The sequence below is a fragment of the Halorubrum sp. Ea1 genome (assembly GCF_002252965.1).
Taxonomy (GTDB): domain Archaea; phylum Halobacteriota; class Halobacteria; order Halobacteriales; family Haloferacaceae; genus Halorubrum.
In genome coordinates, this window is record NZ_NHPG01000087.1 from 1 (window position 1) to 22,121 (window position 22,121).

General features: G+C 69.0%; 18 protein-coding genes, 2 tRNA genes and 1 pseudogene. 11 read left to right on the forward strand and 10 right to left on the reverse strand.

Features of this window, described 5'->3' with window-relative positions; all coding sequences use genetic code 11:
• Window positions 1-271 precede the first annotated feature (271 nt).
• Entirely contained in the window at window positions 272-679 is a 408-nt protein-coding gene (locus tag DJ73_RS10665; RefSeq protein WP_094557933.1) for a hypothetical protein, read from the reverse strand.
• A gap of 127 nt (window positions 680-806) precedes the next feature.
• Here DJ73_RS10665 and uvrB point away from each other — a divergent pair, with 127 nt between their 5' ends.
• The 5 genes from uvrB to DJ73_RS10690 all read left to right on the forward strand — a co-directional run bounded on the left by uvrB (window position 807) and on the right by DJ73_RS10690 (window position 7,559).
• Entirely contained in the window at window positions 807-2,861 is a 2,055-nt protein-coding gene (uvrB, locus tag DJ73_RS10670) for an excinuclease ABC subunit UvrB (RefSeq protein ID WP_094522864.1), read from the forward strand.
• Between the two features lie 175 nt (window positions 2,862-3,036).
• Window positions 3,037-3,567: a hypothetical protein gene (locus DJ73_RS10675; protein ID WP_094527299.1), complete on the forward strand. Its 531-nt coding sequence runs from the start codon at window positions 3,037-3,039 to the stop codon at window positions 3,565-3,567.
• A 124-nt stretch (window positions 3,568-3,691) separates the two neighbouring features.
• Complete coding sequence (locus DJ73_RS10680; RefSeq protein ID WP_094522868.1) at window positions 3,692-4,291, forward strand: hypothetical protein; 600 nt, start codon at window positions 3,692-3,694, stop codon at window positions 4,289-4,291.
• 548 nt (window positions 4,292-4,839) lie between these two features.
• Entirely contained in the window at window positions 4,840-5,868 is a 1,029-nt protein-coding gene (locus tag DJ73_RS10685) for a ribonucleotide-diphosphate reductase subunit beta (RefSeq protein WP_094522870.1), read from the forward strand.
• A 2-nt stretch (window positions 5,869-5,870) separates the two neighbouring features.
• Window positions 5,871-7,559 (forward strand): ribonucleoside-diphosphate reductase subunit alpha, encoded by a 1,689-nt coding sequence (locus DJ73_RS10690; protein ID WP_094557934.1) that lies wholly within the window; start codon window positions 5,871-5,873, stop codon window positions 7,557-7,559.
• Here DJ73_RS10690 and DJ73_RS10695 read toward each other — a convergent pair.
• Window positions 7,519-8,688 (reverse strand): SPFH domain-containing protein, encoded by a 1,170-nt coding sequence (locus DJ73_RS10695; RefSeq protein ID WP_394338325.1) that lies wholly within the window; start codon window positions 8,686-8,688, stop codon window positions 7,519-7,521. The genes DJ73_RS10690 and DJ73_RS10695 overlap by 41 nt on opposite strands.
• A 143-nt stretch (window positions 8,689-8,831) precedes the next feature.
• Here DJ73_RS10695 and DJ73_RS10700 point away from each other — a divergent pair, with 143 nt between their 5' ends.
• Complete coding sequence (locus tag DJ73_RS10700; protein ID WP_094523770.1) at window positions 8,832-10,136, forward strand: O-acetylhomoserine aminocarboxypropyltransferase/cysteine synthase family protein; 1,305 nt, start codon at window positions 8,832-8,834, stop codon at window positions 10,134-10,136.
• Window positions 10,137-10,161: 25 nt separating this feature from the next.
• Here DJ73_RS10700 and DJ73_RS10705 read toward each other — a convergent pair whose 3' ends face one another.
• The 4 genes from DJ73_RS10705 to DJ73_RS10720 all read right to left on the reverse strand — a co-directional run bounded on the left by DJ73_RS10705 (window position 10,162) and on the right by DJ73_RS10720 (window position 15,518).
• Window positions 10,162-10,992 carry an ABC transporter permease gene (locus DJ73_RS10705; protein ID WP_094523771.1) on the reverse strand — a complete coding sequence of 277 codons (831 nt, stop codon included), beginning with the start codon at window positions 10,990-10,992 and terminating at the stop codon, window positions 10,162-10,164.
• Complete coding sequence (locus DJ73_RS10710) at window positions 10,989-12,017, reverse strand: ABC transporter ATP-binding protein (RefSeq protein ID WP_254921635.1); 1,029 nt, start codon at window positions 12,015-12,017, stop codon at window positions 10,989-10,991. The genes DJ73_RS10705 and DJ73_RS10710 overlap by 4 nt, the downstream gene beginning before the upstream one ends.
• Before the next feature lie 72 nt (window positions 12,018-12,089).
• A complete protein-coding gene (gene ligA, locus DJ73_RS10715) occupies window positions 12,090-14,261 on the reverse strand; it encodes an NAD-dependent DNA ligase LigA (RefSeq protein WP_094557935.1) in 2,172 nt (723 codons plus the stop codon).
• A 93-nt stretch (window positions 14,262-14,354) separates the two neighbouring features.
• On the reverse strand, window positions 14,355-15,518 hold the full coding sequence (locus DJ73_RS10720; RefSeq protein ID WP_094523774.1) for an amidohydrolase family protein: 1,164 nt from the start codon (window positions 15,516-15,518) through the stop codon (window positions 14,355-14,357).
• Window positions 15,519-15,634: 116 nt separating this feature from the next.
• On the opposite strand from DJ73_RS10720, the pseudogene DJ73_RS10725 reads away from it, so the two are divergent.
• Window positions 15,635-16,753 (forward strand): annotated as a pseudogene (locus DJ73_RS10725) (DUF1508 domain-containing protein); the annotation flags it as partial.
• A 54-nt stretch (window positions 16,754-16,807) separates the two neighbouring features.
• Here the strand turns inward: DJ73_RS10725 and DJ73_RS10730 are convergent.
• Together DJ73_RS10730 and DJ73_RS10735 are read right to left on the reverse strand one after the other, a co-directional pair.
• Window positions 16,808-17,074: a glutaredoxin family protein gene (locus DJ73_RS10730; protein WP_094523776.1), complete on the reverse strand. Its 267-nt coding sequence runs from the start codon at window positions 17,072-17,074 to the stop codon at window positions 16,808-16,810.
• Window positions 17,075-17,165: 91 nt separating this feature from the next.
• A complete protein-coding gene (locus DJ73_RS10735) occupies window positions 17,166-18,347 on the reverse strand; it encodes a M50 family metallopeptidase (protein ID WP_094523777.1) in 1,182 nt (393 codons plus the stop codon).
• 135 nt (window positions 18,348-18,482) lie between these two features.
• On the opposite strand from DJ73_RS10735, the gene DJ73_RS10740 reads away from it, so the two are divergent.
• Window positions 18,483-18,878, forward strand: a complete 396-nt coding sequence (locus tag DJ73_RS10740; protein WP_094557936.1) for a cupin domain-containing protein — start codon at window positions 18,483-18,485, stop codon at window positions 18,876-18,878.
• Window positions 18,879-18,897: 19 nt separating this feature from the next.
• On the opposite strand, the gene DJ73_RS10745 is transcribed toward DJ73_RS10740, so the two are convergent.
• Together DJ73_RS10745 and DJ73_RS10750 are read right to left on the reverse strand one after the other, a co-directional pair.
• Window positions 18,898-19,701 (reverse strand): succinylglutamate desuccinylase/aspartoacylase family protein, encoded by an 804-nt coding sequence (locus DJ73_RS10745; RefSeq protein WP_094523779.1) that lies wholly within the window; start codon window positions 19,699-19,701, stop codon window positions 18,898-18,900.
• A 105-nt stretch (window positions 19,702-19,806) separates the two neighbouring features.
• Window positions 19,807-20,367: a DUF309 domain-containing protein gene (locus DJ73_RS10750; RefSeq protein WP_094557937.1), complete on the reverse strand. Its 561-nt coding sequence runs from the start codon at window positions 20,365-20,367 to the stop codon at window positions 19,807-19,809.
• Between the two features lie 118 nt (window positions 20,368-20,485).
• On the opposite strand from DJ73_RS10750, the gene DJ73_RS10755 reads away from it, so the two are divergent.
• The 3 genes from DJ73_RS10755 (at window position 20,486) to DJ73_RS20340 (ending at window position 21,942) form a co-directional block, all read left to right on the forward strand.
• On the forward strand, window positions 20,486-21,403 hold the full coding sequence (locus DJ73_RS10755; RefSeq protein ID WP_094523781.1) for an EamA family transporter: 918 nt from the start codon (window positions 20,486-20,488) through the stop codon (window positions 21,401-21,403).
• Window positions 21,404-21,570: 167 nt separating this feature from the next.
• Window positions 21,571-21,654 (forward strand) — tRNA-Leu (locus tag DJ73_RS10760).
• 180 nt (window positions 21,655-21,834) lie between these two features.
• Window positions 21,835-21,942: transfer RNA gene (locus tag DJ73_RS20340), tRNA-Leu, on the forward strand.
• The last annotated feature ends 179 nt before the right edge of the window (window positions 21,943-22,121 follow it).

Consider the following 22,121-nt stretch of genomic DNA (forward strand, 5'->3'; position numbering starts at 1 on the left):
GGGGGGGCGTGGGGCTGCGGGGCGGTGCGGGCGGGGGCGGGACTCAAAGGGGCAGTCGCCGGCGGCTTCGCCGCCGGCTGCCAGAGGCGCGAAGCGCCTCGCTGTCGCGAGGACGAAGCACGCTGCAGCAAGCACCGCAGCGAACAACGCGAGTGAGGAGCGCAGCAAAGCGCGCGAGTCCTCGCGGCTGGGGCTTTGGCGGTGTTCACCGTCGATCGGCAGCCAACGGTTTATAACCGAGCGGCCGGGACTTTGGAGACCTCGATCCTCTCTACCGACCGGCGTTCCCGCCTCCGGCCGCGCCAAACCGCCGTCTGACCACCCAATACGCGACGGGGAGACAGCAGGCGAACGCGATCGGCCAGACGGTCAGCTGTGCGGCCGGGTCGGGCGGTGACACGAGGCTTCCGGCGATCATCCCGCCGATTCCGGCGACGACGACGGTAACGGCGGCTCGCTCCACTCGGCCCGGCGGCCGCTCGCGGGGCCGCCCGCGACGCCACCAGAGGAGGTAGTACGCCAGTACGATCCCCGAGAGCGGTGCGAAGACGGCCCAGGCGGTCGGATAATCGCTTCCGCGAGCGTGTGCGTCGAAGTTCACCCAGACGCCTGTCGCCAACAGAACGAACAGGAAGAGGGCCATGCCGAACGCGACGGCGGGTGAGAACGGGAGGGACACGATCTGGTGTTCAGCCCGATCGATAATGGGTCTTCTCCGGAGCGGAACCGTCCGCGCGAGACGATTTCGCCGCAGTCACTTACCTAGCCGCGCCGCTCAAGTGTCTCGCCACCCAACGACGCGTATCGTGAGCGACGCCGACTCTCCCCTCTCGGAGGACCGCCCGACCGTCGACCGCCCGCTCCGGGTCGACGCCCCGTTCGAGCCCGCGGGCGACCAGCCCGAGGCGATCGAACAGCTCGTCGAGGGGTACGAGTCGGGCGCCGACAAGCAGACCCTCCTCGGCGTCACCGGCTCCGGGAAGACGAACACCGTCTCGTGGGTCGCCGAGGAGCTGGACCAGCCGACGCTCGTGTTGGCCCACAACAAGACGCTCGCGGCCCAGCTGTACGAGGAGTTCCGCGAGCTGTTCCCGGACAACGCCGTCGAGTACTTCGTCTCCTACTACGACTACTACCAGCCGGAGGCGTACGTCGAGCAGACGGACACGTTCATCGACAAGGAGATGTCGATAAACGAGGAGATCGACCGCCTCCGCCACTCCGCGACCCGCTCCCTGCTCACCCGCGACGACGTGATCGTCGTCGCCTCGGTCTCGGCCATCTACGGGCTCGGCGACCCGCAGAACTACCGCGACATGGCGCTCCGCCTGGAGGTCGGCGAGGAGGTCGGCCGCGAGGAGCTTCTCGCCCGGCTCGTCGACCTGAACTACGAGCGCAACGACGTGGACTTCACGCAAGGCACCTTCCGCGTCCGCGGCGACACCGTCGAGATCTACCCGATGTACGGGCGGTACGCGGTCCGGGTGGAGCTGTGGGGCGACGAGATAGACCGCATGATCAAGGTCGACCCGATGAAAGGCGAGGTCGTGAGCGAGGAGCCCGCGGTCATGCTTCACCCCGCCGAGCACTACTCGATCCCCGACGACCAGCTGGAGCAGGCGATCGCGGAGATCGAGGACCTGATGGAGAAACGGGTCAGCTACTTCGAGCGGCAGGGCGATCTGGTCGCCGCCCAGCGCATCGAGGAGCGGACCACCTTCGACATCGAGATGCTCCGGGAGGCGGGCTACTGCTCGGGGATCGAGAACTACTCGGTGCACATGGACGACCGGGAGTCGGGCGACGCCCCCTACACCCTCCTCGACTACTTCCCCGACGACTTCCTCACCGTGATCGACGAGTCCCACCAGACGATCCCCCAGATCAAAGGGCAGTACGAGGGGGACAAGTCCCGGAAGGACTCGCTCGTCGAGAACGGCTTCCGGCTCCCGACCGCCTACGACAACCGTCCGCTCACCTTCGAGGAGTTCGAGGAGAAGACGGACCGGACCCTCTACGTCTCGGCGACCCCGAGCGACTACGAGCGCGAGACCTCCGACCGCATCGTCGAGCAGATCGTCCGGCCGACCCATCTCGTCGACCCGAAGGTGGAGGTGACGGGGGCGACCGGGCAGGTCGAGGACCTCCTCGATCGGGTCGACGACCGGATCGAGCGCGACGAGCGCGTCCTCGTCACCACGCTCACCAAGCGGATGGCCGAGGACCTCACGGAGTACTTCGAGGAGGCCGGCGTCGACGTGGCGTACATGCACGACGAGACGGACACCCTCGAGCGCCACGAGATCATCCGCGACCTCCGGCTCGGCAACATCGACGTGCTCGTCGGGATCAACCTGCTCCGCGAGGGGCTCGACATTCCGGAGGTCTCGCTCGTCGCGATCCTCGACGCCGACCAGGAGGGGTTCCTCCGCTCGACGACGACCCTCGTCCAGACGATGGGGCGGGCCGCCCGCAACGTCAACGGCGAGGTCGTCCTCTACGCCGACCGGATGACCGACTCGATGGAGGCGGCGATCGAGGAGACCCAGCGCCGCCGCGAGATCCAACTGGAGTACAACGCCGAGCACGGCTACGAGGCGACGACGATCGACAAGCCGGTCGGCGAGACGAACCTCCCGGGGTCGAAGACGGACACCTCGTCGGTCAGCGTCGGCGACGTCGAGAGCGAAGACGAGGCCGAAGCGCAGATCGAGGCGCTCGAAGACCGGATGGAGGAGGCCGCGAGCAACCTGGAGTTCGAACTCGCCGCGGACATCCGCGACCGGATCGCCGAGCTCCGCCGGGCCTTCGAACTCGACGCCGACGACGGAGGCGTGCCCGCGCCGATGGTCGACGAGTAGGCCGGCGCGCCGATCCGTCTCGGCCGTCCGTCTCGACCGTCTCGCTCGACCCGGCTCGACCGTCCCGCCTCCACGCCCTCGGTTCGACGCCTCCGATCGCCCCGCGTCCGCCCGATTCTCACGCGCCGAGACGCGCGACGACGGGGTTTTATCCCCGACCGTCAGAGCCCGTCACATGCACCGCCGCGCGGTCGTCGTCGGCGCCCTCACCGCCGCCACGGCGGGGTGCGTCGACCGCCTCCACGACCTCGCGGCGTCGACGCCCCGCGACCTCGGCGTCCGGAGCCGCTCCATCGACGGGAACCCGCTGGTCGACGGACAGAGCGTCCTCGACCGTCCCGCGGAGATCATCACCCACGCCGCCTCCTTCCGATCGAGCGCGGAGGCGAGGAGCGCGCTCCGTCCCGACGCGACGGAGACGCGAGCGTTCGTCGACGCGACCGCCTTCGTCGACGACGACGGGGAGGCCGTGCTCGTCGTCGCCCAGCGGCTCACGGCGCCGGCCGTCGCGCTCCGACTCGGTGCGATCAGCCGCATCGGCGACCGCTCGCTCCGGATCGCCGTCGACCGAGTCGGCGTCCGCGGCGACGTCGACACCGACGACCCGGTCGTCAAGACCCTCCTGATCCGACTGACGGACGAGCGGGGACCGCCCGAGCGCGTCGTCGTCTCGATCGACGGCGACCGCGCCGGCGTGACCGTGTAGGGCCCCGCCGCGGGCGACGCGTTCAGATCGCGCGCCGCCGACCCGCGTCGCGCCCCTCGCATCCCGGCACCGATCCCGTCTCAGTCCCGCGATCGTTTTGTGTCCCGGCGGCGTTCCCGTCGGTATGACAGCTCTCCGCCGCCGCCTCCTCGGACTCGTCCTGCTCGCGGTCGCCGGCGCCGCGTTCGCGGGCGCCGCCACCGTCGCGCCCGCGGTCGTCCCCGGATCGGCGACCGCGTCCGGCACCCCAGACTTCGTCGTGCCGTCCCCGGTCTCGCTGTTGGTCGCGCCCGCGCTCCTCGCGGCCGGGTCGGTACTGGTGGTCTCCGGCGGGGCCGCGCTCGTCGACGCCGACCTCTCCGCGCGGACCGCCCTCCTCGCGCCCGCGCTCGGTGCCGTCGGCGCGCTCGCGCTCGGCGCGGGGATCGGTGCGGGCTTCGGGGCGTCCCTCGCCGCGTTTGGCCTTCCGGAGTCGCTCGCGGCGCTGCGCTCCGGTCCGCCCGCCGCGGTCGCGGCCGGCGCCGTCGTCGGCGGGGCGGTGGCGCCCGTCGTGCGCGCGTCGACCACGGAGGACACGGTCGCGCTGCTCGTCGCCGCGGTCCTGCTGCTCGCCTCGGTCGTCGCCGTCCCCGGCTCGGTGCTCGCTCTCGTCGCCGGGGGCGTCGCCGGCGTCCTCGCGGTGGGCGCGCTCTGGGCGGTCGATCCGGCGAACTGGCGCCCCTGACGGCCCGGATTCGTTCGAGGCCGACTCCGACCCTAGTTCCCCGGGCGCTCGCTCTCGGCCTCCAGCTCGACGTCGCGGTCGGCCTCGCAGGTCTCCTCCTCCTGCCGGGTGAGGTCGACGTCGTCCGAGTCTCACGTCTCGTCGGTCTCTCGCTCGCGTCCGGCTCCGGGTTCGCGCTCCTCGCCGAACTGCTCGGCGGAGTCATCGCGATTGGACTACGCGGGTGCTTGACGCCGCCAGTTGGGCACTGTAGCGACCACCCGTAACCGGAGATTACCGCTCAGTCCCCGTCTCGGCACCGCCCATTCGTGGATCGGAGGAACGACTCCGCCCTCCTAGTGTGAAAGTGAGCTTGTTATACTACAATTTTGTTGGTAATACTTATACCGGTGGAGTCTGTGTGGTCCGATACGGTTCACACGGCTACACTCACGTCACGCTGTAAGACCGTCTCCCGAGCGACACGACTGCGGTCGGACTCACCAGACTGATGCTAGACAGTGGCAGAGGCAATCCAACGCAATCGGTCACGTTTGAGATGACCAACGATGAGTGAAAGCGAAAACGCAAACACGAACGCGAGTACAGGCGCAGACATAGAGACGGACATCTTCTCGGAGAGAAAACAGCTGAAGCCCTACGAGTACAGCGAGTTTCTCGACTACGTCGAGGCGATCCGGAACAGCTACTGGGTACACACGGAGTTTAATTTCGACGGAGATGTCCAAGACTTCAGGGTCAACACGACTCCTGCTGAGCAGACCGTTATCAAGCGGACGATGTTGGCTATCGCGCAGATCGAGGTGCAAGTGAAGACGTTTTGGTCGGATATCTACGAGGAGATGCCCAAAGCCGAGGTCGGGAACGTGGGTATGACCTTTGCGGAAAGCGAGGTGCGGCACATGGACGCCTACAGTCACCTACTCGACGTCTTAGGAATCACGGACGATTTCGAGCAGGTAACTGAGGAGCCGGCGATCAAAGAGCGGATCGAGTATCTCGATGAGTATCTGGAGAAGAGCGAGAGCGACGACGAACGGGAGTACGTGATGAGCATCCTGCTGTTCAGTACGTTCGTCGAACACGTCTCGCTATTCAGCCAGTTCCTCATAATGACGAGCTTCGACAAGCACGAAAAGAAGTTCACGGGGATAGCGAACGCCGTCGAAGCAACCAGCAAAGAGGAGCAGATTCACGGTCTGTTCGGGATTGAGCTGGTGGAGACGATCAGCGAGGAGAACCCGGACCTCTTCGATGACGACTTCGAGGAGGACGTCCAAGAGGCCTGTCGGCAGGCCTACGAGGCAGAGCTGGAGATTCTGAATTGGATATTCGCTGACGGCGAGCTGGAGTTCCTTCCTCGAGCGCACGTCGACGCGTTTCTGCGAGACCGGTTCAATCAGAGTCTAGAAACCGTCGGCGTGGAACCGATATTCGAGACGGACGACGACCTGCTTGAGGAGACGCGCTGGTTCGACGAGGACATTATGATGACCAAGGATAACGACTTCTTCAGCAAGCGGTCGACCACGTACAACAAACACACGCAGAGCGTTACCGCCGAGGACATGTTCTAACAATGGCACAAACAGAACTCGAAAGCGTTGAGCAACAGCATACGGAACCGTTCTACTGGCTGAACGAGGACAGTAGGGAGTTTCTCAGAGAGGGGTACCTGATCGAGGGCGTCGAAGCGGAAGAGAGAGTCAGACAGATAGCGGAGCGCGCCGAAGAGATCCTCGGTGAGGAGGGCTTCGCGGACAAGTTTTACGAGTACATGAGTCGGGGCTTCTATAGTCTCGCGAGCCCGGTGTGGTCCAACTTCGGACTGGACAGAGGCCTTCCTATCAGTTGCTTCGGCAGCTACATGGAGGATAGCATCGAGAGCATTCTCTACACCCAAGCCGAGGTGGGTGAGATGACCAAGCAGGGCGGCGGCACGAGCGGGTACTTCGGTGAGCTGCGGCCGCGAGGCAGTCCGATAACGAACAACGGCAAGAGCAACGGGAGTTACAGCTTCACAGAGCTGTTCGATACGATCATCAACGTCATCAGCCAGGGCGAAACCCGGCGGGGGCAGTTCGCCGGCTACATCGACGTCGAACACGACGACCTAGAAGAATGGCTTAACATCAAAACCGAAGGGGACCCAGTACAGGACATCTACTACGGAGTCATCATCGGTGACGACTGGTTTCAGGCGATGATTGACGGCGATGAAGAGAAGCGAGAGACTTGGGCGGACATTATCGAGACCCGGATCAATATCGGCGTTCCGTATATAATCTTCCGGGGGAACATGAACGAGGGGAAGCCACAGGTCTACAAGGACAAGGATTACCAGATAAACGCGTCCAACCTGTGTACCGAGATAGCGCTGCCGGCCACGGCGGACGAGAGCTTCGTCTGCTGTCTCTCAAGTATGAACGCTCTCCACTACGACGAATGGAAGGATACCGATGCAGTGGAGACTCTGACGCGATTCCTGGACGCGGTGATGGAGGAATTCATCCAGCGCACGGAGGGAGTACAGTTCATGGAGCGGGCCGTGCGGTTCGCGAAGAGACACAGAGCGATAGGGATCGGCGTCCTCGGGTGGCACAGCTACCTCCAGAGCAACATGATCCCCTTCGACAGCATGGAGGCGATGGAGAAGAACGGGGAGATCTTCCGGATCATCAAAGAGCGGAGCTACGAGGCGAGTGAAGCGCTTGCGGATGAGTTCGGGGAGCCGGAGGTTCTCGAGGGCTACGGCAGGCGGAACACGACGACGATGAGCGTGGCTCCGACGAAATCGAGCAGCGTCATTCTGGGTCAGGTCAGTCCGAGCATCGAGCCGCTGAAATCGAACTACTTCGTGCGAGACGGTGCGAAGCTAAAGTCGACGCAAAAAAACAGATTCCTTCAGGCGATACTGGCGGAGCGGGGCAAAGACACCCGCGAAGTCTGGGACAGCATCGCCAATAAGGACGGGAGCGTTCGACATCTCGAGTGTCTGACGGACGAAGAGAAAGAGGTGTTCAAGACCTTCGCCGAGATACCGCAGATGGCGATCATCAATCAGGCGGCACAGAGACAGAAACACATAGACCAAGCACAGAGCGTGAACATCTCGATCGATCCGAGTGAAGTGAGCGTCAAGGAGATCAATCAGCTCTACATAGAAGCTTGGAAAAAAGGGGTCAAGAGCCTCTACTATCAGCACAGCGTGAATGCCGCACAGAAATTCAGTCGAGATATTCTCGAGTGTAGAGCCTGTGAAAGCTGATCGCTACTCGTGGCGGCTCGCCTACCGTCTCAGTCACTCCCAGACTCCGACTCCAGATCGATGTCCCGGTCCGCCTCGAGGTGGGCGTCTTCGGCTCTGGGAACGTCAGCGACCCGTGCGGCGGCGCGATCGTGGTTCCGGCGAGCTTCTCTGTCGACGACGTGCGGCAGCCGCGAGTCGGGCTTACGTCCCCGGGCGCTCGCTCTCGGCCTCCAGCTCGACATCCCGGTCGGCCTCGCGGGTCTCTCCCTCCTGACGGGCGAGGTCGACGTCGCGGGCCGTGTCCGCGTCGCGGGTCTCGTCGGTCCGTAGATCGCTGTCGGCGACGGTGTCGAGTTGTTCGAGGGCGCTCTCGATGTCCTCCAAGCCGAGCATCTTCTCCGTCTCCTCGTCGAACTCCTTGCTCTCTAACCCCTCCATCTGCTGGACGTCGGAGCCGGAGAGCGNCGCGGCGGCGGCGCTCGGCACCGGTCTGTTGTTCCATCGCCCGCTGGACCTCCTGCGAGGGACTCACTTCGCGGACCTCGACGGCCTCGACGCGGATCCCCCACTCGTCGGTCGGCTCGTCTAACTCCTCGTTGATGCGGTCGTTGATCTGGTCGCGACGGGAGAGCGTGTCGTCGAGCTCCATGTCGCCGAGGACGGCCCGGAGCGTGGTCTGCGCGAGGTTCGAGACCGCCTTCTTGTAGTCGTCCACCTCGAGGAACGCCTTCTTCGCGTCCATCACCTTGATGTAGACGACCGCGTCCGCCGTCACCGGCGAGTTGTCCCGCGTGATCGCCTCCTGCTGCGGGACGTCGAGCGTCTGCGTCCGCATGTCGAACGCGTACGTCCGGGAGACGAACGGCGGAATGAGGTGGACGCCCGGCTGGAGGAGCTTCCGGTACTCGCCGAACACCGTGAGCGCCTCCTTTTCGTAGGCGTCGACGATCTCGACCGCGCTGACGACCGTGACCGCCGCCAGCAACACCGCGAGCGCTCCGACGCCGAAGACGAGGCTCTGGCTGAGGAGGGCGAAACCGACGAGGAGGGCGGCGCCGAGCGCCGTGTACTGCCAGACGGCGTCCGGGATACCGCCGACCGCGTCCTCTAGCTCGAGGGTCTCGCCGCGCGGACCTTGGGTTCCCATAACTTGAGTTACGGTTCGACGCTGTTAACGGTTCGCACGAGTCGGGCGCGGCAGCGGTGCCACGCCACGATGCCGTCTCCGAGAAACCGGTAACGCCGGCAACTGCGGGCGCAGTTAAATACGTGGCGGGCCCACGTCGATCCATGCCATCCGACGAGGACCAGCCCGACCGCGAGTTCCGCACCCGAAGCGTCCACGCCGGCTCCGACCCGGACCCGGCGACCGGCGCCCGGGCCACGCCCATCTACCAGACGACGTCCTACGAGTTCGAGGACGCCGACCACGCCGCCCGGCTGTTCGCGCTGGAGGAGGCCGGCAACGTCTACTCCCGGATCATGAACCCGACGAACGGCGCCCTCGAAGAGCGGCTCGCCTCCCTGGAGAACGGCGTCGGCGCGATCGCCACCGCTTCCGGGATGGCGTCGCTCGACCTGGCGACGTTCATGCTCGCGTCCGCGGGCGACAACATCGTCTCCTCGTCGGCGCTGTACGGCGGCACCTACACCTACCTCACCCACTCCGTCGAGCGGCGCGGGGTCTCGACGCGGTTCGTCGACCCGCTCGACTACGAGGGATACGCCGACGCCATCGACGAGGACACCGCCTACGTCCACATCGAAACCATCGGGAACCCCGCCCTCGTCACGCCGGACATCCAGCGGATCGCCGACATCGCCCACGAGCACGGCGCCCCGCTGTTCGTCGACAACACGTTCGCGACGCCGTCCCTCTGCCGCCCGCTCGACCACGGCGCTGACCTCGTCTGGGAGTCGACGACGAAGTGGCTCACCGGCAACGGCACCACCGTCGGCGGCGTCCTCGTCGACGGCGGCTCCTTCCCGTGGGGCGAGTACCCCGAGAAGTTCCCGGAGATCGCGCAGGACAACCCCGCGTACCACGGGATCAACTACGTCGACGCGTTCGGCGAGGCGGCGTTCACCTTCGCGGCGGTCACCCGCGGGCTGCGCGACTTGGGGAACCAGCAGTCGCCGTTCGACGCGTGGAACACGCTCCAGCAGACGGAGTCGCTTCCCCTCCGAATGGACCGCCACTGCGAGAACGCCGGCATCGTCGCGGAGTACCTCGACGAGCACGGGGACGTGGCGTGGGTGAACTACCCCGGACTGGAGAGCCACGAGACCCACGCGGAGGCGAGCGAGTACTTGGAGGGCGGCTACGGCGGCATGATCACCTTCGGGCTGGAGGGCGGCTACGAGGCCGCGAAGGGCACCGTCGAGAACGCCGACCTCGCGTCGCTGCTGGCGAACGTGGGCGACGCGAAGACGCTCGTCATCCACCCGGCGTCGACGACTCACCAGCAGTTGACCGAAGCAGAACAGGAGGACGCCGGCGTCACCGGTGACATGGTGCGGCTCTCCGTCGGCATCGAGGACCCCGCCGACATCGTCGCCGACCTCGAAGCGGCGATCGAGCGCGCGACGGCGTAACCGGCCGCGAGACGGCCGCCTTCGTTTATAAGTCGTCGGCGTCGAACTTCCAGAGCCCGACCAGCGGCGGCGCGACCGTCCAGAACACGAGCATCGACGCCGCCGATATCTGTCGGTTGACGGTCTCGCCCGCGAACAGCTGCCCGCCGAGGAACGCGTTCGACAGGATCTCGACGCCGGTCGTCGGGTTCGACACCCGGAGGAACGTCCGGACCTGCTCCGTCGACACCGGGAGCGGGTCGACGATCCCGCCGGCGGCGCCGAGGAACTGGCCGGTGACGGCACCCCACAGCAGCACGAACAGGACGTAGATCGAGACGCCGCCGATCAGGGCGCGCCGCTGGGTCGACGCGGCGGCCGAGCAGCCGACCGCGATCGCGACGAAGACGACCCCGAGCACCGCGGCGAAGACGGTGAACCCGAAGTACGAGCCGACGTTGAACGCCGCGATCCCCCCGGTCTGCGCGAGCACGGCCAGCACGGCGGCGGGGAGCAGGAACCCGACGAACACCGCGACCGACAGCGCGGCGCCGCGGCCGACGACCTTCCCGAAGACGACGTCGGCCCGCGAGTGCGGCAGCGAGAGGAGCAGCTTCAGGGAGCCGGACTCGCGCTCGCCGCTCACGGCGTTGTAGCCGATCACGACCGCGACGAGGGGGACGAGCGTCGTCACGAGGAACGGTCTGACGAAGAAGCGGAGGAGGAGCTCCGTCGCGAACTGCTCGCCCTGTCCCGTCGGCCTGATCACGAACGCGAAGACGGCGACGAGTAGCGAGAACAGCGCCACGAGAGCGATCATCCCCCGCGAGCGCACCGCGTCCTGGAAGTCCTTCTCCGCGATGGCGGCGAGGGTCATTCGGCCACCTCCTCGTCCGGAGCGACCGAGCCGGGCCGTCCGCCGTCGGATCCCGCCGCGTCGCCCTCAGCCGCGTCGCCCTCCGCCGCGTCGCCTTCCGCCGCGTCGCCTTCCGTGTACGCCAGGAACAGGTCTTCCAGCGACGCCTCCCGGGTGTGGAAGTCGGCGACGTCGACGCCGGCGTCCTCCAGCGCGGCGATGACGCGTGTCTTCGCGCCGTCGGCGCAGCTCACGACGAGCGCGTCGCCGTCGCGGTCGACGCGGCTGACGCCGTCGACCGCGTGGACCGCCTCGACTGCCGCGTCGCTCGCACCGCCCGTCCCGCTCGCGTCGCCGACCGATATCTCCAGCGTCTCCTCGCCGCCGACGGCCTCGCGGAGGCCCTCGACGGAGTCCTCGGCGACGAGCTCGCCGTCGCGGAGGATCCCGACGCGGTCGCAGACGGCGTCGACCTGTTCGAGGATGTGCGAGGAGAAGAAGACGGTCGCGCCGCGGTCGGCCTCGCGCTGGACGATCTCTCGCATCTCCTTCGCGCCCGCGGGGTCGAGCCCGGAGGAGGGCTCGTCGAGGACGAGCAGGTCGGGCTCGCCGACGAGCGCCATCGCGAGCGCGAGCCGCTGGCGCATCCCCTTCGAGTAGCCGCCGGCCTTCCGGTCGGCGTCGTCGAGCAGCCCCACGCGCTCTAACAGGGCGTCTGGGTCGTCGTCGGCCTCCTTCGATCGGACCGCGAACTCGACGTGCTTCCGCCCGGAGAGCCGGTCGTACACGGCGAACCCGTCCGGGAGCACCCCGGTCCGCCGCCGGATCGCGACCCCGTCGCCGGTGGCGTCGCGTCCGAGGACGCGCACCGTCCCCGCGGTCGGGCGGACGAGGTCGAGCAGCATGTCGATCGTCGTCGACTTGCCGGCGCCGTTCGGGCCGAGAAACCCGTACACCTCGCCCTCCTGTACGGTGAGGTCGAGGTCACGGACGGCCGTGACGTCGCCGAACTCCTTCCGCACGCCACGCAGCTCGATGGCGGTCATACATTCCCGTTCCCGCGTCTCGGGATAAAGGGTTGCGGGTCTCGTCGGCGGGCACGGCGCTTCGGGGCCTCCTCACTCCTCGGGCGGCCACGCGACCCCGCGCTCGGCGAGGAGGTCGGCGAAGGCGTCCTCGTCGAGCACGGGGACGCCCTCGGCGTCGGCGTCACTTCGCTTCGACCGCCCGGGGCTCTCGCCGGCGACGAGGTAGTCTGTGTTGCCCGACACGCTCGACGTGGCGTTCGCCCCGTGCGCCTCCACGTGCGCCTGCGCCTCGCTCCGCGTCGCCGACAGCGACCCGGTGAAGACGAACGTGAGCCCGTCGAGCGCGTCGCCGGCCTCGACCTCGACCGACTCGGGCTCGACGCCGCGTTCGCGGAGCCCCTCGATGGCCGCCCGATTCTCGTCGCTGTCGAGGAACGCCCGGATCGACTCGGCCACCTCTGGACCGACGTCGTCGACCTCGCGAAGCGCCGCCTCGTCGGCGTCGAGGACCGCGTCGAGGTCGCCGAACGCTGCCGCGAGCGCGCGGGCGGTCGTCGCGCCCACGTCCGGGATCCCGAGCCCGGCGAGGAAGTCGCCGAGCGGCGGCTCCTTCGTCGCCTCCAGCTCCGCGACGAGGTTCTCGGCGCTCGTCTCCCCCCACCCCTCCAGCGCGGCGAGCTCCTCGACGGTCAGGTCGTAGAGGTCCGGCAGCGACTCCACGAGCCCGGCCTCGCGGAGCTGCTCGACGCGCTCGGGACCCAGCCCCTCGACGTCGAGCGCGTCCCGCCGCGCCCAGTGTTCGACCGCCCGCTCCAGCTGCGCCGGGCAGCCGAGCCCGCCGGTGCAGAAGGCGAGCGGGCCGTCGCGCTCGACGGGGGCCTCGCAGACCGGACACGCCTCGGGGAACTCGTACGCGCCCTCGGAGCGCTTCTCGACGACCTCGGGGACGTACGGGATCACGTCGCCGGCGCGGTAGATCCGCACGCGGTCGCCGACGTTCACGCCGAGCGTCTCGATCTCGGCGGGGTTGTGGAGGGTCGCCCGCGAGACGGTGACGCCGCCGACGTCGACGGGGGCGAGCTCGGCGACGGGGGTGAGCCGGCCCGTCCGCCCGACCTGCACGGTGATACCCTCCACCGTCGTCGTCGCGGTTCGGGGCGGGAACTTGTACGCGAACGCCCAGCGCGGCGCCCGCGAGGTCGACCCGAGCGCCTCGCGGTGCGCCCGGTCGTCGGCCGCGATCACGACGCCGTCGATCTCGTAGTCGAGGTCGTCGCGCTCGGCCATGAGGCGCTCGCGGTAGTCGAGCGCGCCCTCGATGTCGCCGACGCGCTCGACCCGGTCGGCGCGGCGGAGCCCGAACGCGTCGAACGCGTCGAACTCGGCCCAATGGGTGTCGGGGCGCTCCGGCGGCTCGGCGTCGTCGCCCTCTGCCCCTTCCGCCGCCCCGTCGCCGGCCTCCCACGCCAACACGTCGAAGAAGAAGACGTCGAGCGGGCGCTCGGCGACGACCGCGGGGTCGAGCTGTCGGAGGGTCCCGGCCGCGGCGTTGCGGGGGTTCGCGAACGGTTCCTCGCCGCGTTCGATCCGCTCCTCGTTGTACGCGTCGAACGCGTCGCGGGGCATGTACACCTCGCCGCGGACCGCCAGCGTCCCCGGCGGGTCACCGCGGAGCCGGCCCGGAACCGAGCGGATCGTCCGCACCTGCTCGGTGACGTCGTCGCCCTCGAGGCCGTCGCCGCGAGTCGCGGCGCGGGCGTAGACGCCGTCCTCGTACACCACCTCGACGGAGAGGCCGTCGAACTTCGGCTCGCAGACGTACGCGACGTCGTCGGGGTCGAACCCCTCGGCGTCGAGCCCGCGCCGGACGCGCTCGTCGAACTCGCGGACCGCCTCCGCCTCCGTCGCGTTGTCGATGGAGCGCATCGGCGCGACGTGCTCGACGGTCTCCAGTTCGTCGAGCGGCTCGCCGCCGACGCGGCGGGTAGGCGAGCCGTCGGTCGGGAGGTCGAACGCGTCCTCCAGCTCTTTGAGCCGGGCGAACAGCCGGTCGTACGTCTCGTCGGAGACCAGCGGGTCCGCCTCGACGTAGTACCGGTGGTCGTGCTCCCGGACCGCCGCCCGGAGCAGGGAGGCCTGCTCGGCGGCGTCCTCGGTCGAGAGCTCCTCGACCGGCTCGAAGTCGGTCGGCGGCGACTCGACGTAGGGGTTCTCGTCCGGGTCCGCGTGCCGGGGCGACGACCCGGATTGCGCGCTCGTCATCGACCGATCCTTGCGGCGGCTCGGGTTAAAAGCGACCGTTCGCGGGCGATCGGACTCCAGTCGATCGCCCCCGGTCGCGGTCCGGTCCCCGCCCTACGCGACCCGGTCGCCGGCGGCGAACACCGCCGCCGGCTCCCGCCACGCCTCGACGTCTTCGGTCGGGTCCGCGTCGAGGAGGACGAGGTCGGCGCGGTACCCGGCCTCGACGCGGCCGACGTCGTCGAGCCCGAGCAGGTCGGCGGCGTTGACGGTGGCGGCCTCCAGCGCCGCCTCCGGGGAGAGGCCGTAGTCGACCATGTACGCCAGCTCTTGGGGAATGTCCTCGAAGAAATTGAACGGCGTGCCCGCGTCGGTGCCCATCGCGATCGGCACGTCGGCGTCGAGCGCGTGGTCCCACGCGTCGTCGAAGCGGTCGGCGGCGTCCTCGGCCTTCGCCACGGCGTCCTCGGGGATCCCGGCCTCGATCCCGTTGTCGACGATGCCGCGGAGCGCGCTCGCGGTCGGCACCCAGTAGGTGCCCCGGTCGGCCATCATTTCGGCGGCCTCACGGTCCATGAAGGTGCCGTGTTCGACGCTCGTGATCCCGGCCTCGACGGCGTTCTTGATCCCCGCTTCGCCGTGGGCGTGGGCCGCGGTCGGCGTGTCGGTCGGCGCGGCCGCGTCGGTGAACGCCGCCAGCTCCTCGGGCGTCAGCTCGGGGGCGCCCGTCACCGCGCCCTCGGTGAGGACGCCGCCGGTCGCCATGCACTTGAGCACGTCCGCGCCCGCCTTCAGCTGCTCGCGGGCCGCCTTCCGGACCTCCGCCGGCCCGTCGGCCTCGCGCCCGAACCAGTTGCCGTGGCCGCCCGTCATGATCACGTTGCGACCGCACGCGAGCACCCGCGCGCCGTCGAGTTCGCCCTCGGCGACCGCCTCGCCCGCGTCGAGCGCGAGCGTTCCTCTGCTCCCGAGGTCGCGGACCGTCGTGACTCCGGCCTCGACCGCCGCCCGCAGGTTGCTCGCGGCGCGGTAGCTCGCGGCGTAGTCGCTCTCCGACACCGCGGTCGAGACGTCCGGGCGGCCGTCCATCATCACGTGGACGTGCGCGTCGATCAGCCCGGGCGCGACGGTCTTCCGGGCGGCGTCGATCTCCTCGTCGACGTCACCCGCGTCGTCGACGTCGTCGCCGACCGCGACGATCTCGCCGTCCGCGATTGCCACGTCTGCCTCGCGACTCCCCGCCGCGTCGGCGACCCGTCCGCCTCGGAGTACGTACATACCATATGGGGGACCGTTCGACGGGTAAACGCTCGGGTCGCGGTAGTCCGGAATTTACACTTGTTATCGTGTCACACACCATCAGTAATAAACCGACGGTCAAAGTCTCCGCACCCATGCCAACTCCTGACAACCCGGACCGTGGCGGCGGACTGTACGCGCGACGGATCGGCGAGCCGACCACGAGCGACGAGGTGAACGGTTACTGGCTGTTCGGGGTCGGCGTGCTGCTCGGGCTCGCCGGCGTCGCGCTGTTCTTCGTCACCGAGTCGGCGACGACGACCCGCGGCATCGCGTACGCGCTGACCGCGCTGGCGCCGCCGTTCGTCATGCTCGGGGCGGTGATACGCTTCCCGCTACGCCGGACCGGAACGTACCTCGGCTACCTCGGGACGGCGGTGAGCGTCCTCGGCGTCGTGTGGTTCGTGAACATCTTCCCCGATGGGTGGTTCACCGCCTCCGGCGATTCGACCGTGATCACGCTGTACGGGGTCGGGCTGCTCCTCATCGGGCTCGCGGGGACGGTCGTCCCGCTGCTCTCCGATCCGGTGTACGAGGACTACGAGCAGATGCGCGACGAGACGGCCGCCGCGACGGCGGAGCGCGACGAGACGAGCGCCGAACTGGAGGCCACCCGCGAGGAGCTCTCGTCGACGGAGGCTGACTTGGCGTCGGTCCGCGACGAACTGGCGTCGACGCGAGAGGAGTTGGCCGCCGCCGAGGAGCGCGCGGAGGACCTCGACGCGGAGGTCGCGGTCGCGCGCGACGAGGCGGCGTCGCTCCGCGAGAGCAAGGCCCGCTTCGAGCTGTTCACGGACGCGGGCGGGAAGCCGCGCTGGCGGCTCCGACACCGCAACGGGAACGTGATCGCGACGTCGGGCCAGGGGTACAGCAGCCGCGGGAAGGCACAGCAGGGGCTCCACAGCGTCCGGCGGAACGCGCGCGGCGCCGGGCTCCTCCGGATCGAGACGCCGGTCGAGGAGGCGGAGGCCGTCGCGGCCGACGACGGGCCGGAACCCGAGGACGCCGACGAGCCGGCCGTGGCGGTTCCGAGCGAGGACGAGGGGATCGAGAGCGCGGCGACGTTCGAGCTGTTCGAGGACGCGGGCGGGGAGTGGCGCTGGCGGCTCCGGCACCGCAACGGGAACATCGTGGCCGACTCCGGCCAGGGGTACGCCTCCCGGTCGAACGCGGTCGAGGCCGTCACGAACCTGAAGACGAACGCTCCGGGCGCCGGCGAGGAGACGGTCGCGTAGCGGTCGCCGGCCGAGCCGTTTTTTTTCAGCCGTTCAGGACGCCGCGAGCAGCTTCAGCCGCAGCTCGCGCTCGTCGACTTCGTACTTGAACGCCGGGTGCCCGTCGACCATCACGTAGGGGACGCGTTCGCCGTACTCGTCGGCGAGTTCGGGGTCCTCGTCGACGTCGACCATCTCGAGGTCGATCGCCACGTCGAGCCCGGCGGCGGTCTCCTCGATCGTCTCCCGCGCGGCGTCACAAAGGGCGCAGTCCTCGCGGGTGTACACCGTGACCGGGACCGACGCGTCCGTATCGCTCATGCGAGCCGGTAGTGTCGTCGACGACGAGTCGCTTTCGGTCGCCGATCGGCGCCGCCGCGCGTCGGTGGACGCGACGCGGACTCGGTCCGCCTCAGAACACGTCGGGGTCGTCGCCGATCTGTCGCCGCCCGCTGATGATGCTCGGGGTGCCGCCCGTTTGGATGATGTTGAACGCGGTCATCAGGTCCGAGCGGGAGATGATCCCGACGAGCCGCTCCTGGCGGTCGACGACGGGCAGACGGCCGACGCCGTTCTCCTGCATCGTCTGGAGGGCGGTCATCGCGTCGGTCTCCGGGCCGACCGCGACGACGTTCGTCGCCATCACGTCGCCGACGGTGTACGCGTCGCGCTCCACCTCCCGGACCGACCGCGCGTCTTCCAGGGTCACCATCCCGACGAGGCTCTCGCCGCGGAGCACGGGGTACCCCGTGTGCCGCTCCTCGAACATCCGGCTCATCAGCTCGGCGACCGAGGTGTTCTCGCGCACGGTGTGGAGGTCCTCGCGGCCGGTCATCACGTCGCCGACGGTGACGTCCTCGAAGGCGGCCTTCAGCGTGGTCTGCTGGGCCTCGCCGGAGGCGGCGATGTAGATGAAGAAGGCGAGGACGATCAACAGCAGCTGGAAGTTGAACAGCCCGATGAGCCCCATGACGAACGCGAACGCCTTTCCGACCGCGGCGGCGCGCTGGGTCGCCTGCGCGTGCGGCTGGTTCCGGGCCAGGAGCGCGCGGAGGACGCGCCCGCCGTCCATCGGGAACGCCGGAAGCATGTTGAAGACGGCGAGCACCACGTTCAACAGCGCGAGGTAGCCGAACACGAACAACACCGCGTTCGACCCGACCGGCGCCAGGACGAACACGGCGTAACAGCCGGCGCCGACCGCGATGCTGACGACCGGCCCCGCGATCGCGATCCAGAACTCGTGTTTCCAGTCCTCGGGGAACTCGCTGAAGCTGGCGAGCCCGCCGAGCAGCCACAGCGTGATCGATTCGATCTCGTAGCCGTACCGCATGGCGACGATCGAGTGGCCGAACTCGTGGAGGAGGACGCCGGCGAACAGCCCGACCGCCGCCGCCAGCCCGAGGGCCCACGGCGTGAGCCCCCCGGCGAGCGCGGCCGGGTCGATGCCGGCGCCGAGCGACTCGTTCATCACGTCGGCGATCATCTCGATCTGCGAGCCGATGAGGTAGGCGAACAGCGGCAACACGATCAGGAACGTCCAGTTGAGCCTGACCGGGATCCCCAGCGCCGTCCCGATCTTGAGTCCACGCATGCCTCCGAATACGTCGGGTGGGAGGTTAAACGTCCTGACGCCGACGCTCCCGAGAACCCGCGACGGTGACTCGGCCCGACCGACGCCGACGCGCGCCGCCGTCGTTTATAAACACCTTGCCGCCGATCGGTCGGTATGGGAGACGCCACTGACGCAGCGGCGAGCGCATCGGACGCGGTCCTGAAACGCGGCGACGAGGTCGGGTACGAGGCGGTCGACGCCGCGGACGGGCTCCGGAAGGGCGTGCTCTTAGACGAGTCGGACGGCGCCCCGCACTTCGCGATGCGGCGGTTCGAGATCGCGCCCGGCGCCGCGGTCCCGCGTCACACGAACGCGGTCGAACACGAGCAGTACGTGCTCGCCGGCGAGTACGTGGTCGGGATCGGCGAGACGGAGCACGCCGTTTCTCCGGGTGACGCGCTCCTCATCCCGGCCGGCGTCGAGCACTGGTACCGGAACGACGGCGACGAGACGGGGGCGTTCATCTGCGCGGTGCCGAACGGCGACGACGCGATCGAACTCGTCGAGTGACCCGTCGCTCCCTCGCCGCTCACTCGATCGTCCCGACCCGGTCGGCGACGTAGCCGAACTGGTCGCGGTAGCCGTACGGCGACAGCAACACGGGATAGAAGGGCTCGTCGGCGCGGAGCTGCTCGTCGCCGGCGGCCGCGAAGGCCTCGCCGACCTCGACGCGCTCGAAGTTGCGCGCGAACACCTCGTACCGCTCGGCGTCCGGCTTCGGGATCCGGTCGCGGAGCCGGAACACCTCGACGTCGTCGCGGCCGCCCGCGTCGACCACGTCTTCGGCCCCCGGCGCCGGGAGCGCCCCGGTGGCGGCCAGGAACGCCCGCGTCAGCCAGTAGGCGTTGTCCGCGGCCCCGTCGGACCCCTGCAGGCCGGCCTCCACCTCGAGCGTGTGCGGGTGCTCGATGAGCCGGCCCTCGGTGAAGGCGTCGGTCTCGATGACGACGTCGACAGGGAGGTGCGGAGCGACCGCGCGGGTGACCTCGTCCATCGAGTCGATCACCGCGAACGGCTCCGCGGACGACTGCGTCGAGTGGATCGCGAGGGTGGTACACCCCTCGACCTCGGGGAGGAGCTCGGCGGCCAGTCGCTCCTCGTGGGCGGCCGACTCCGGGTCGCCGGGGAACGCCCGGTTGAGGTCGGCGTCGAGGTAGCGCACACCGGCGTCGAGCGCCGCCTCGTTGGCGACGATCAGGCGCACGGGGCGCTCGACGTCGACGTCGCTGTCGAGGAGCCGTCGGACCGCGCGGGCGCCGCAGGGCTCGTCGCCGTGGATCGCGCCGACGACCGCGACCTCGGGCTCGCCCTCGCCCAGTTCGTACACGTCCATACCCGTCGGACGCGCTCGGCGGGTAAGTCGCGTTCGGATCGCCGCCGCGCTCGGACGGCTCGTCACCCCTCGTCGACGCCCCTCAGCCTCCCTCGTCGGCGCCCCTCAGTGCGCCTCGTCGACCCGCTCGGCGTACTCGTAGTCCGCCGGGTACGCCTCCGGGCGGGCGTCGTCCAGCGAGATCTTCCAGCCGTCGAGCGCGGCCGGATCGTCGAGCGCGGCGCGGAGCGTCGCGCGCACCTCGACGACGTCGACGCCGTAGAAGTCGTCCGGGACGCCGCGGAGGTACTGCAGGGCGGTCTCGAACAGCGACCGCATCCCGTCGTCGTTCTCGAAGTCGACGTGCTTGTACGCGCCCGCGGCGACCTGCACCATCCCGTGGAGGAAGGCGCTCTCCGTCGTCCCGCTCCCGTAGTTGTACCACTCGTCCTCGAAGCAGTCGTGCGACTCGTGGTACGCGCCGGCGTTGAACAGTCTGACGCCGTGTTCGGTCGCCCGGCGGAGCGTGGCATGCTCCCAGTGGCCGCCGGCGACCCGGGCGTCGCCGGCGGGGTCGGCGTCCGCGTCGCCGTCGCCCGACCGGTCCGCCTCGTCGCCGCCCGCGTGCCACCCGGTCGGGTTCCCGAGCGGCGGAGCGACGCCGGGGTCCCGGGTGTGTTCGTCCATGCGAACGCCTCTCGGGCCCAACGACGTAACCGTTTCGCGGCCCGGGCCGCGCCCGACCGCGCGCGCGACGCGGCCGGGATCGAACGCCTCTTTCCTGCGGCCGACGTCGAACCGGTCGATGGACTTCGGGCTCCTCTCCGCGATCGGGGCCGCATTCGTGTGGGGGAGCTACATATTCGTGTTGAAGCGCTCGTTTTCGGGGTATCCGCCCGCCGGGCTCACGGTGCTGATAAACGCGGCGGCGATCGCGTGGTTCCTCCCGGTGACCGTCGCGACGAACGACCTCGGCGGGGCGGCGATCGCGAGCGACCCGCCCGCCGCGCCCGGGCGGATCGCCCGGTCGATGGCGGCGGTCGACCCAGCGGCGGTCGCCGTCGTCGCCGGGACCGCGGCGGCGACCGCGGCCGCGTTCGTGCTCTTCCTCCGGGCGATCGCTCTCGGCGACGTCTCCTACGTGACCCCGATCAACAAGGTCGTCCCGATGTTCGTGCTCCCGCTGGAGGTGCTGCTGCTCGGCGAGGTGCTCGCGCCGATCCAGGTCGCGGGCGTCGTCGTCGCCACGGCGGCCGTCTACGTGGCGAACTACGAGCCCGGGAGCCTGCTCGCGCCGCTGGTCGGCGCCGTCCACTCTCGGCCCGCTCAGCTCGCCCTGGTGAGCGCGGCGTGTTACGCCCTCGCCGACCTCGGGAAGCGCGTGGCCCTCCAGGAGCTCGCGATCCCCGGGACGCTGTGGGTGCCGCTGCTCCTCGCGGGGGCCGGGCTAGTGCTGCTCCCCGCCGCGATCCGGAATCCGCCCGCCGTGACCCGCCGCGACGCGCCGAAGTTCCTCGCGGCCGGCGCGCTCGTCGCGCTCGGCGAGCACCTGACCACCGTCGCGTTCGCGTCGCTCCCCGCGAGCGTCGCCTCGCCCGTGATCAACACGCAGGCGATTATCGCCGTCGTGCTCGGCGGGATCCTCCTCGGCGAGCGTTACTTCCGCGTCCGCCTCGTCGCCGCACTCCTCGCGGTCGTCGGCGTCTCGATGATCGCGCTGTGAGCGGTCGCGGCGGAGGGACGGCCTTGCCGCCACACGGAGACGCGTGAGCGACCGGCCCGCGCCGGAGGGATGGGTACCGTGCCGGCCCCCACGTCGACCGACCACGCGGGTCGCCGGCGCGGAAATCGGTGGTTTAAATCTCCGCGGGGGCGTCGGTCCGCCTGCGTGCGAGGGTAGCCAAGCCCGGAAACGGCGGCGGACTCAAGATCCGCTCCTGTAGAGGTCCGTGGGTTCAAATCCCTCCCCTCGCATGAGCGCGTCCACAACGCGTGAATGCACAAGGGGGGAGGATTTGAATCAGGGAGCGCCTCTGGCGCGACCGTGGTTCAAATCCCTCCCCTCGCATCGCCGGGGTCCACCCCTCGTGATGCGGAAGACGCTCTCGGAGCGCTCTTCCCTCGCAAAATCTCACACCCGATTCACTCCTAGCCGCCGGCGTCGCCAAGCCCGGAAACGGCGGCGGACTCAAGATCCGCTCCTGTAGAGGTCTCGTGAGCGAGCACCGCGAGCGAACGAGAGCACGCGAGTCGCAGCCGGCGAGTGAAGCGAGCCGGACCGTCTCGCGGCGGTCCGTGGGTTCAAATCCCTCCCCTCGCATGAGCGCGTCCACAACGCGCGAATGCACAAGGGGGGAAGATTTGAATCAGGGAGCGCCTCTGGCGCGACCGTGGTTCAAATCCCTCCCCCCGCATCGCCGGGGTCCACCCCCGTGATGCGG

What these genes read in the sequence shown, in the direction of transcription:
- DJ73_RS10690 (WP_094557934.1), top strand. Translation starts at nt 5,871, where the DNA reads ATGGCACAAACAGAACTCGAAAGCGTTGAGCAACAGCATACGGAACCG.
- ligA (WP_094557935.1), bottom strand. Translation starts at nt 14,261, where the DNA reads ATGACGAGCGCGCAATCCGGGTCGTCGCCCCGGCACGCGGACCCGGAC.
- DJ73_RS10730 (WP_094523776.1), bottom strand. Translation starts at nt 17,074, where the DNA reads ATGAGCGATACGGACGCGTCGGTCCCGGTCACGGTGTACACCCGCGAG.
- DJ73_RS10750 (WP_094557937.1), bottom strand. Translation starts at nt 20,367, where the DNA reads ATGGACGAACACACCCGGGACCCCGGCGTCGCTCCGCCGCTCGGGAAC.
- DJ73_RS10705 (WP_094523771.1), bottom strand. Translation starts at nt 10,992, where the DNA reads ATGACCCTCGCCGCCATCGCGGAGAAGGACTTCCAGGACGCGGTGCGC.
- DJ73_RS10685 (WP_094522870.1), top strand. Translation starts at nt 4,840, where the DNA reads ATGAGTGAAAGCGAAAACGCAAACACGAACGCGAGTACAGGCGCAGAC.
- DJ73_RS10740 (WP_094557936.1), top strand. Translation starts at nt 18,483, where the DNA reads ATGGGAGACGCCACTGACGCAGCGGCGAGCGCATCGGACGCGGTCCTG.
- DJ73_RS10675 (WP_094527299.1), top strand. Translation starts at nt 3,037, where the DNA reads ATGCACCGCCGCGCGGTCGTCGTCGGCGCCCTCACCGCCGCCACGGCG.
- DJ73_RS10745 (WP_094523779.1), bottom strand. Translation starts at nt 19,701, where the DNA reads ATGGACGTGTACGAACTGGGCGAGGGCGAGCCCGAGGTCGCGGTCGTC.
- DJ73_RS10720 (WP_094523774.1), bottom strand. Translation starts at nt 15,518, where the DNA reads ATGTACGTACTCCGAGGCGGACGGGTCGCCGACGCGGCGGGGAGTCGC.
- DJ73_RS10710 (WP_254921635.1), bottom strand. Translation starts at nt 12,017, where the DNA reads ATGACCGCCATCGAGCTGCGTGGCGTGCGGAAGGAGTTCGGCGACGTC.
- DJ73_RS10755 (WP_094523781.1), top strand. Translation starts at nt 20,486, where the DNA reads ATGGACTTCGGGCTCCTCTCCGCGATCGGGGCCGCATTCGTGTGGGGG.
- DJ73_RS10680 (WP_094522868.1), top strand. Translation starts at nt 3,692, where the DNA reads ATGACAGCTCTCCGCCGCCGCCTCCTCGGACTCGTCCTGCTCGCGGTC.
- DJ73_RS10735 (WP_094523777.1), bottom strand. Translation starts at nt 18,347, where the DNA reads ATGCGTGGACTCAAGATCGGGACGGCGCTGGGGATCCCGGTCAGGCTC.
- DJ73_RS10700 (WP_094523770.1), top strand. Translation starts at nt 8,832, where the DNA reads ATGCCATCCGACGAGGACCAGCCCGACCGCGAGTTCCGCACCCGAAGC.